The organism is Streptomyces sp. MK37H, from assembly GCF_018035285.1.
Lineage (GTDB): Bacteria > Actinomycetota > Actinomycetes > Streptomycetales > Streptomycetaceae > Streptomyces > Streptomyces endocoffeicus.
Genome location: NZ_JAAAYH010000293.1, coordinates 1 through 11,648, shown reverse-complemented (window position 1 = coordinate 11,648; position 11,648 = coordinate 1). Strand labels below are relative to the sequence as shown.

Below are 11,648 nucleotides of genomic sequence, written 5' to 3'. Positions count from 1 at the left end.
GGGACAGCGCCGGATGCCCAGGGCAGGGCTCCTCATCCAGAGCCAGCAGCGACAACACACCACCCAACTCAGGCACGTCAGCGACCGCCTTACGCAACCGCTCCCCCAGCGCCCCGGCGTCGAGGTCCCCCTCGCCCACCGTCAGCGACACCACACCCACACCATGCCGCTCAAGCCCGGAGACCACCCCCGCCACCAACTCATCCCCGGCACGCGACGCCGGAACCACCACCAGCCACGTCCCCGACAACGACCCACCGGCCACATCCCCAACCGGCTTCCACGACACCCGATAACGCCAACCATCAATCGTGGACTGCTCACGGCTGCTGCGCCGGTACGCCGACAGCGCGGGCAGTACGGCGCCCAGCGTCGCATCGTCATCGAAGTCGAGCGTCCTCGCGAGCGATTCGAGATCCTCGCGCTCCACGGCCTGCCAGAACCACGCATCCACCTCGTCGCGGATACCGGCGTCGATTCCGGCCGAGTCGGCGGACTTCTCGATCCAGTAGCGCTGACGCTGGAACGGGTAGGTCGGCAGATCGACCCTGCTGGTCTCGAGACCGTTGAACGCCGACTGCCAGTCGACAACGGACCCGTGCACATGCAGCCGCGCCAGCGCCGTGGTCAGGGCCACGGCCTCCGAGCGGTCCTTGCGCAGCACCGGCACGACCACGGGCGCCGAATCGGACTCGGCCCGTTCCGCCAGGCAGTCCTGCGTCATCGCCGCGAGCACACCGTCGGGGCCCACCTCGAGGAAGGTGGTCACGCCCTGCGCTTCGAGTGCCCGCACCCCGTCCGCGAACCGCACCGCCTCACGGACGTGGCGCACCCAGTACTCAGGCGAGCACACCTCCGCGTCCGCCACCTTGCCGGTGACGTTGGAGACGAGATCGATGGAGGGCGAAGCGAACGACAGGCGTTCCACCACTCGCCGGAAGTCGTCGAGCATCGCGTCCATGCGGGGCGAGTGGAAGGCATGGCTCACCCGCAGGCGGCGGGTCTTACGGCCCTCCTGCTCCCACTGTCCGGCGATCTCCAGTACGGCCGCCTCGTCACCGGCGATGACCACTGAGGTCGGGCCGTTGACGGCGGCGATGCTCACCTCGGCCTCACGACCGGCCAGCGACGGAGCGATCTCGTCCTCGGACGCCTGCACCGCCACCATCGCGCCCCCCTCGGGCAGCGCCTGCATCAGGCGTCCCCGGGCCGCGATCAGTGTGCAGGCGTCCTCCAGGGAGAAGACCCCGGCCACATGCGCGGCGGCGATCTCGCCCACCGAGTGGCCGATCACCACATCCGGGGTGACGCCCCAGTGCTCCAGCAGCCGGAACAACGCCACCTCGATGGCGAAGAGCGCGGGCTGGGTGAAGGCCGTCTGATCCAGGAGCTCGGCGTCCGCGCTCCCCTCCGCCGCGAACACCACCTCCCGCAACGGACGGTCCAGCACCACATCCAGATGCGCACACACCTCGTCCAGCGCCTGGGCGAACACGGGGAAGGCGTCATACAGCTCCCGGCCCATGCCCAGACGCTGCGCACCCTGACCGGAGAAGAGGAAGGCAAGGGTGTCCTCGATGCGTGCCACACCCTGGACGACCTGGGCCGTGTTCTCGCCCTGAGCCAGGGCCTCCAGACCGCGGAGGAGGCCGTCTCGATCCTCGGCGACCACGGCCGCGCGGTGCTCGAAGGCCGAACGGGTGGTGGCCAGGGAGAAGGCCACATCGGTCGCCGCCAGCTCCGGATGGGCACTCACATGGGCATGGAGCTGGCTCGCCTGGGCGGAGAGCGCCTCCGTGCTCTTGCCGGACACCAGCCACGACAGAACGGCGGGCTCCCGCGCCTCGCCGGCCTTGAGAGCCTGGGGGGCCGTCGCCTCCTGCTGCCCCTCAGGGCCGACCGCCGGGGCCTGCTCGATGATGGTGTGGGCGTTGGTTCCGCTCAGCCCGAACGAGGAGATACCCGCCCGGCGCGGCTGCCCGGTCTCGGGCCACGCGGTGGCCTCGGTCAGCAGCCGCACCTCACCCGCCGACCAGTCCACCTGGCGCGACGGCTCATCCACGTGCAGGACCTTCGGCAGGGTGCCGTGCCGCATGGCCATCACCATTTTGATGACTCCAGCGACACCGGCGGCGGCCTGTGTGTGCCCGATGTTCGACTTGATGGCACCCAGCCACAGCGGCTGCCCCTCGGGCCGCCCCTGGCCATACGTGGCGAGCAGCGCCTGCGCCTCGATCGGGTCGCCCAGCGTGGTCCCCGTGCCATGCGCCTCGACCGCGTCCACCTCGGCCGCGGACAATCCCGCGCTCTCCAACGCCTGCCGGATGACCCGCTGTTGGGAGGGGCCGTTCGGCGCCGTCAGACCGTTGGACGCACCGTCCTGGTTGACCGCCGAACCACGGACGATCGCCAGCACCGGATGGCCGTTCTTCCGCGCGTCCGACAGCCGCTCGACCAGCAGCAGACCCACGCCCTCGGACCAGCCCGTGCCATCCGCGCCCTCCGCGAACGGCTTGCACCGGCCATCGATCGCCAGCCCGCGCTGCCGGCTGAACTCGATGAACGAACCGGGCGACGACATCACCGACACACCACCGGCGAGCGCCAGCTCACACTCGCCCTGGCGCAGCGCCTGGATCGCCAGATGCAGCGCCACCAGCGACGACGAACAGGCCGTGTCCACCGTGACGGCCGGTCCTTCGAGGCCGAAGGTGTAGGAGATGCGGCCCGACACCACGCTGGCCGCACTGCCCGTCAGATAGCCCTCGAGCTCGCCCCCGACCTCGTAGAGGTGGGTCGCGTAGTCCAGGCCACTCGTGCCGACGAAGACGCCGACCGGCTTGCTGCGCAGGGAGACGGGGTCGATCCCGGTCCGCTCGAACGCCTCCCACGAGGCCTCCAGCAGCAGCCGCTGCTGCGGATCGGTCGCCAGCGCCTCACGCGGGGACATGCCGAAGAACTGCGGGTCGAATTCATCGGCGTCGTAGAGGAAGCCGCCCTCACGGGTGTAACTCGTCCCCGAATGGTCCGGGTCCGGGTGGTACAGCGACTCGTTGTCCCAGCCGCGGTCGGTCGGGAACTCGGAGATGGCATCGACGCCATCCACGACGAGTTGCCAGAGTTGCTCGGGGGTGCGCACGCCCCCGGGGAAACGACAGCTCATCCCGACGATGGCGATGGGCTCTTTCGAGGCCGAGACCAGACGCTGGTTCTGCAGCTTGAGGCGGTCGTTTTCGCGCAGGGAAGCGCGCAGCGCTTCGACAACTCTTTCGGAGGACGTAGCCATCAGTAGCTCCACACTTCCAACAACATCAAAGGTCAGCGCCGCCCAGAGCCCTCTGGACGAGGTCATCGACATCCATCGTGTCGACCGCGCTACTCATCTCTTCTTGCGGCGCCGACTCAGAACCGTTCTCCGATAGGTGAGCGAGTTCGAGCAGGGTGTCCATGAGTCCGGCTTCACGGAAACGCGCGAGCGGAATGGCAGCCAACGCCTCGCGTATCCGGTCCTCTTCCGGGTCGTTCTGCTCAGCCCCACCGCCCTGCGGAAACATGCCCGTCTCCAGGTGCGCGGCCAGTGCGGTGAGATTCGGGTAGTCGAATGCCAACGTGGTCGGCAGCTCCAGGCCGGTGATCGCGCCCAGCCGGTTGCGCAGCTGAACGGCGGTCAGCGAGTCGAATCCGAGCTCGGTGAACGAGCGATCGTTCTCGATGGCGTCCGGAGTCGCGTGCACCAGGACGGCGGCCACGTGCTGACGCACCAGCTTGCGGAGATTGCGCTGACGCTTCGCCGAGGGCAGCGCCTCCAGGCTCGCGCGCAGCTCCGCCGCCGCCGACTCGGTGGCCGCCGGGTCGGAAGGCACCGGCGAGGCGTTGGGCCGCTGTGTCTCGGTCAGCTCGGCCAGCAGCGGTGCCGGCCGGTCCCCTCCCAGCTCGGCCGTGAGGCGCTCCCATGCGGCATCGGCCACGAGGAGGAAGGTCTCGTCCAGGTCCATAGCCCGCTGGAGCGCGGAGATCGCCAATTCGGGGTTCATCGGGGCCATGCCGCCCCGCCTCATCTGCTCTTCGAGCTCCCCGTCGACCGCCATGCCGCTCCCGGCCCAGGCGCCCCAGGCGATGGACGTGGCCGGAAGGCCGTCCGCGCGCCGCTGCAGCGCCAGCGCGTCGAGGTAGGCGTTACCCGCCGCGTAGCTGCCCTGGCCCGGACCGCCGATGGTGCCCGCCGCCGAGGAGAACAGCACGAACGCCGACAGATCCATCCCGGCGGTCAGCTCATGCAGATTCCGCGTGGCATCCACCTTCGGACGCAACACACCGGCCGCCCGCTGCACCGTCAGGGCGTCCAGGACGCCGTCATCGAGCACACCGGCGGTGTGCACCACGGCGGTCAGCGGGAACTCCCCCGGGATTCCCTTCAGTACCGCGGCCAGCGCCTCGCGCTCGGCCGCGTCACACGCCGCCACCGTCACCCGGGCGCCCAGGCCCTCCAGCTCCGCCTTCAGCGCGGCGGCGCCTTCAGCCTCCATGCCACGACGGCTCGTCAGCACCAGATGCTCAGCACCCGTACGCGCCAGCCACCGGGCCACATGACCACCGAGCCCGCCCGTGCCACCGGTCACCAGCACCGAACCACTCGCACGCCAGCCACCGGTGTTCGTGGCCTCAGGCGCGGAAGCCCGCACCAGCCGCTTGGCGAACACACCCGAGCCACGCACCGCGACCTGGTCCTCGCCGCCCTCGACGGACACCACCCCGACCAGCCGCGACACCGCACGCTCGTCCAGTGTCTCGGGCAGATCGACGAGACCGCCCCAGATCTGCGGGTGCTCCAGGGCCGTGACCCCGCCGAACCCCCACACCTGCGCCTGCGCGGCGCTCCCCAGCCGGTCGGAACGCCCCACCGACACCGCGCCCCGCGAGGCACACCACAGCCGAACGCGCACGCCCAGCCCCGCCACGGCCTGTACCAGCCACAACGTCAGGGCGAGTCCGGACGTGACCACCGGCTCCCCGGCGTACGGCTCCTCGTCCAGCGCGAGCAAGGACAACACGCGGACATCGGACTCGCCATCGACCGCGGCAAGCAGTGCCCGAGCCAGCCCGTCGCGGTCCGCGTCGGTGTCAACGGCCACCGGTACGACACGGGCACCGGACTTCTCGAGCCCTTGGGAAATCGTCTGGGTGAGCTCGCTGTCCGCGAGCGAGGCGGGCACCGCGAGCAGCCAGGTACCCGACAGCGATCCCGTCGTGACTTCCGGGACCGGCTTCCATGAGACCCGGTACCGCCAGCCGTCCACCGTGGCCCGCTCGCGCTGCTGACGACGGTACGAGGACAGCGCGGGCAGCAACTCGCCCAGCGAACCGCTTCCCTCGACATCCAGCGCCTCGGCCAGCGCGTCCAGGTCCTCGCGCTCCACCGCGTCCCAGAACCGCGCGTCCACGCTGTCCACCGCGGTGGAACCGCCCGACGCCTCCGTGCGGTCCTCCAGCCAGTAGCGCTGACGCTGGAAGGCGTACGTCGGCAGTTCCACCTTCCGCGCACCGCGCCCGGCGAAGACCTGCTCCCAGCCGACCGTGACACCGTGGACATGCAGCTCGGCCAGCGCCGCCGTCAGCGCCTGACCCTCCGGACGGTCCTTGCGCAGGACGGGCACCACGACCGAAGCCGAACCCGCGTCCGCCACCAGGCAGTCCTGCGCCATCGCGGTGAGCACACCGTCCGGGCCCACCTCCAGGAACGAGGTCACCCCGAGCTTCTCCAGGGCCCGTACCCCGTCCGCGAACCGCACGGCCTCCCGCACATGCCGCACCCAGTAGTCCGCCGAGCACACGTCGTCCGCGCCCGCGGGCTCACCGGTCAGATTGGAGACCAGCGCGATGGTCGGCGGGGCGAACGTCAGCCCCTCGACGACCTTGCGGAAGTCACCCAGCATCGCGTCCATACGCGGCGAGTGGAACGCGTGGCTCACCCGCAGCCGCCGCGTCTTACGCCCCTGCTCCGCCCACTGTCCGGCGATCTCCAGCGCCGCCGCCTCATCGCCCGCGATGACCACGGCCGTCGGGCCGTTCACGGCGGCGATACTCACCTCGGCCTCACGCCCGGCGAGCGAACCGGCGATCTCCTCCTCCGACGCCCGCACCGCCACCATCGCGCCACCCTCCGGCAGCGCCTGCATCAGACGGCCACGCGCCGCGATGAGCGCGCACGCGTCCTCCAGGGAGAAGACCCCCGCCACATGCGCGGCGGTGACCTCGCCCACCGAGTGGCCGATCAGCACATCCGGGGTGACACCCCAGTGCTCCAGCAGCCGGAACAACGCCACCTCGATCGCGAACAGCGCGGGCTGGGTGAACGCCGTCTGGTCCAGCAGCTCGGCATCTTCGCTGCCCTCGGCCGCGAACATGACCTCCCGGAGTGGACGGTCAAGCTGCCCGTCCAGATGCGCGCACACCTCGTCCAGCGCCTGGGCGAACACCGGGAACTCCTCGTACAGCTCCCGCCCCATGCCGAGCCGCTGCGCGCCCTGGCCCGAGAACAAGAACGCCCTCAGGCCCGACGTGTTCGCGACGCCCTGAATCACTCCCGGAGCGACCTCTCCGGCCGCGACGGCCTCGAGCCCGGCGAGGAGTTCCGCACGGTTCGCACCCGACACCACGGCACGGTGCTCGAACATCGACCGCGTCGCGACGAGCGAATGGCCGACGTCCAGCGCGCTCAACTCGGAGCGCTCCAGCAGGAACGCCCTTAGCTGTGCCGCCTGGGCCCGCAGCGCGTCCGCGCCACGCCCCGACAGCAGCCATGCGGCCACACCACTGTCACCGTCGGAAACCGCGCCCGCCTCGTCCTCATCCTCAACCGGCGGAGCCTGCTCGATGATGGTGTGGGCGTTGGTGCCGCTCACACCGAACGCGGAGACACCGGCCCGGCGCGGATGCCCGGTCTCGGGCCACTCCGCCGCCTCCGTCAGCAGCCGCACCTCGCCCGCCGACCAGTCCACCTCGTGTGACGGCTCATCCACGTGCAGCGTCCGCGGCAACTTCCCGTGCCGCATGGCCATCACCATCTTGATGACACCCGCGACACCGGCCGCGGCCTGTGTATGGCCGATGTTCGACTTCAAGGCGCCCAACAGCAGCGGCTGGCCCTCGGGCCGACCCTGCCCGTAGGTCACCAGCAGCGCCTGCGCCTCGATCGGGTCACCGAGGGTCGTACCCGTACCGTGTGCCTCCACGACGTCCACATCGGCCGCCGACAGACGGGCACTCGCCAGCGCCTGCCGGATCACCCGCTGCTGCGACGGGCCGTTGGGCGCCGTCAGACCGTTGGACGCACCGTCCTGGTTGACCGCCGACCCCCGGAGGACCGCCAGCACCTCGTGGCCGTTGCGCCGGGCGTCGGACAGCCGCTCCAGCAGGAGCATGCCCACACCCTCGGACCAGCCCGTGCCGTCCGCGGCGTTCGCGAACGGCTTGCAGCGGCCGTCGGGCGAAAGCCCGCGCTGGCGGCTGAACTCCACGAACGCACCGGGCGACGACATCACCGAGACGCCACCCGCCAGCGCCAAATCGCACTCGCCCTGGCGCAGCGCCTGCGCCGCCAGATGCAGCGCGACCAGCGACGACGAGCACGCCGTGTCCACCGTGACCGCGGGGCCCTCGAGGCCGAGGGTGTAGGAGATCCGGCCGGAGGCCACGCTGCCGGCGCTTCCGCTGCCCAGGGACCCCTCGAAGCCCTCGGGGACGTTCCGCAGCCGGGTGCCGTAGTCGTTGTACATCACGCCCACGAACACACCGGATCGGCTGCCCCGCTTGGTCACGGGGTCGATACCGGCCCGCTCGAACGCCTCCCACGACGTCTCCAGCAGCAGCCGCTGCTGCGGGTCGGTCGCCAGCGCCTCACGCGGACTCATGTCGAAGAAGGCGGGGTCGAATTGGTGGGCGTCGTAGAGGAACCCGCCGTTCTTGGCGTAGTACGTGCCCTCCCGGTCGGGGTCCGGGTCGTACAGACGCTCAAGGTCCCATCCGCGGTCGGACGGGAACTCGGACATCGCGTCCGTACCCGCCATGACCAGGTGCCACAGCTCCTCAGGGGTCCGCACACCACCCGGGAAGCGGCAGCTCATGCTCACGATCACGATGGGGTCGCTGTCCACCGCCGCGTCCGACGCGGCCACCAGCGCCACGCCCGCCGACGAGGTGGCGCTCTCGCCGCCCAGGATTTCGTCGCGGATGTGGCCGACGAGTGCCATCGGGGTCGGGTAGTCGAAGACCAGCGTGGCGGGTAGCCGCAGCCCGGTCTCCGCGGTGAGCCGATTCCTCAGATCGACACCCATCAGCGAGTCGAAGCCGAGCTCCTTGAACGGCCGCCGTGTGTTGACGGTCTCGGGGGTGGCGTGCCCGAGGGCCGCCGCCGTCTGCGTGCGGACCAGCTCCAGCAACATCTGGTCCTGGGCCGTCCGCGGCAGACCCACGAGGCGCCGGCGCAGTTCGTCCGGAAGGCTTTCGCTCTGCTCCGAGCGTGCCGTACGGCGCGCCGGCGGGCTTGGCACGACCTTGCGGAAGAGGGCGGGGAGTTCGGCGCCCTGCGCACGCAGCGCCGGAATGTCCAGCCGCACCGGAACCGGCACGATCTCATCCGAGACCAGAGCCGCGTCGAACAGCTCGAGCCCTTCCTCGGAGGAGAGCGGCACCAGACCCGAACGCGACACCCTGCTCAGATCCCGCTCGCCGAGGTGTCCGGTCATGCCGCTGGCCTCGGCCCACAGACCCCACGCCATCGACACACCCGGCAACCCCTGAGCCCGACGCCACGACGCCAGACCGTCCAGGAACACATTCGCCGCCGCATAGTTGCTCTGCCCAGCACTACCCAGCACACCAGCGGCCGACGAGAACAGCACGAACGCCGACAAGCCCAGCCCGGCGGTCAGCTCATGCAGATTCCACGCCGCGTCCACCTTCGCCCGCAACACCGGCTCAACCCGCTCACGCGTCAACGACGTCAGCAACCCGTCATCAAGCACACCCGCCGCATGCACCACACCACTCAACGCGAAACCATCCGGCAACCCCGACAACACCCCCGCCAGAGCCTCACGATCAGCAGCATCACACGCCGCGATCAACACCTCCGCACCCGCCGCCTCCAGCTCAGCCCGCAACCCCGCCGCACCCTCAGCCTCCGCACCACGACGGGACAGCAGCACCAGCTTCTCGACCCCATACCGCGCAACCAAATGCCGGGCCACCAAGCCACCCAGCACACCCAAACCACCCGTCACCAGCACCGCACCAGAACCGAAGACCCCCGACTCCGGAGCGTCAACCGAGGCGGGCAGCGACCGGCCCAGACGCGGCACCCGCACCGCACCGGACCGCACAACCACCTGCTCCTCACCCAGAGCCAGCACCCCGGGAAGCACACCCTCGACGCCATCCACATCATCGGTGTCCACCACCACCAGACGACCCGGATTCTCCGCCTGCGCGGACCGCACCAGACCCCACACAGCAGCCCCCGCCATGTCCGCCACACCCTCGCCGACGTCAACAGCACCGCGGGTCACCACCACCAACCGCTCACCCGCACGGTCCTCATCCGCCAGCCACCCCCGCACCCGCTCCAGCACCTCAAGAACCCGCCCATACACCTCACCCACCACATCCACACCGCCAGAGACCACCCGCACAACCTCAGCCCCCGACACCGCCTCACCGCCCGCCACCACAGCCCCCGGCGCATCCACCCACTCCAGCCGGAACAACGCATCCCGCGCCACCCCACCCACAGCATTCAGCTGACCCGCGTCAACCGGACGCAACACCAACGACTCAACCGAGGCCACCCCACGCCCCGACTCATCCCCCACCAACACCGACACCGCATCCGACCCCGCACCCACCGACGCCAACCGCACCCGCAACGCCGTCGCACCCACCGCATCCAACGCAAACCCACGCCACGAGAACGGCAGCAGACTCCCCGAACCACCCGCCAGAGCCTCACTCACACCCATCGCATGCAACGCGGCATCAAACAACGCCGGATGCAGACCAAACCGCCCCGCCCGCTCCCGCTCCTCCTCCGGAAGCTCAACCTCCGCGAACACCTCACCCTCACGCCGCCACGCACGCTTCAACCCCTGGAAAACAGGCCCATACTCCAACCCATTCTCCGCAGCCCGCACATACTCACCCGACACATCAACGACTTCAGCCCCCACCGGAGGCCACACACCGAAGTCGAAGGAAGCACCGCGGACACCTTCCATCGGCGCGAGCACACCACGGGCATGCCGCGTCCATACGGCACCCTCGCCCTCCGCTTCGTCCCGCGAGAACACACTCACCTCGCGGAAGCCGGAGGCATCCGCCTCCCCCGCCTCGACCTGGATCTGGACGCCACCCTGCTCGGGCAGGATCAGCGGCGCTTCGAGGACGAGTTCCTCAACCCGGCCGCAGCCGACCTGATCGCCCGCCTGCACCACCAACTCGACGAACGCCGTCCCCGGCAGCAGCACGATCCCGTGCACGGCGTGATCCGCCAGCCACCCATGGGTGGCCAACGACAGGCGTCCATTCAGCAGCACCCCGCCGCCGCTGGCCAACGACACCACCGCGCCCAGCAACGGGTGTCCCAGCGAGCCCAGCCCCACCGAACCCACATCGCCCGCATCCGCGGGAGCCTCGAGCCAGTACCGCTCGCGCTGGAAGACATACGTCGGCAGCTCGACCCGCCGACCACCCCGGTCCTCCAGCACGGTGGCCCAGTTCACCTCGGCGCCACGCACGAACACCTCGGCGGCGGAGGTCAGGAACCGCTCCAGGCCGCCCTCGTCACGCCGCAGCGTGCCGACGACCACGGCCTGGGCCTCGGCGGCCTCCACCGTCTGCTGAACGGGAAGGGTGAGCACCGGATGCGGGCTCACCTCGATGAACACACCATGCCCGTCATCGAGCAGGGTGCGAGTGGTCGACTCCAGCTCGACCGTCTGCCGAAGGTTCCGGTACCAGTACTCCGCGTCCAGCCCAGCGGTGTCCACCAGCTCACCGGTCACCGTCGAGTAGAACGGCACCTCCGACGAACGCGGCTGAAGATCCGCCAGAACCCTCAGCAGCTCCTCACGGATCCCCTCCACATGCGAAGAGTGCGACGCGTAATCCACCGGAACCCGACGAACCCGCACCTCCTCACCCTCAAGCTCCGCCACCATCTCATCCAACGCACCCGGATCACCCGCCACCACAACCGAACCCGGACCATTCACCGCCGCCACCGAAATCGCCCCACCCCACCGGACAAGACGCTCCTCCACCCGCCCAACCGGCAACCCCACCGACACCATGCCACCACGACCAGCCAACCCCACCGCGATCGCCTGCGACCGCAACGCCACCACCTTCGCCGCATCCCCCAGCGACAACGCACCCGCCACACACGCCGCGGCAATCTCACCCTGACTGTGACCCATCACCGCATCCGGCTCCACACCCACCGAACGCCACAACCTCGCCAACGACACCATCACCGCGAACAACACCGGCTGAACCACATCCACCCGGTCAAACCCGGGAGCACCCTCAACCCCACGCAACACATCCGACAACGACCAGTCCACAAACGCCGACAGAGCCGACTCACACTCGCC

Annotated in this window: 1 protein-coding gene and 1 pseudogene; both read right to left on the bottom strand. The window is 70.0% G+C overall.

Annotated elements, in window-relative coordinates:
• Window positions 1-3,313 (bottom strand): annotated as a pseudogene (locus GWI24_RS31030) (type I polyketide synthase); the annotation flags it as partial.
• On the bottom strand, window positions 3,312-11,648 hold an 8,337-nt coding region (locus tag GWI24_RS31025; RefSeq protein WP_210949236.1), incomplete at its 5' end, for a type I polyketide synthase. The gene GWI24_RS31025 and the pseudogene GWI24_RS31030, both read right to left, overlap by 2 nt.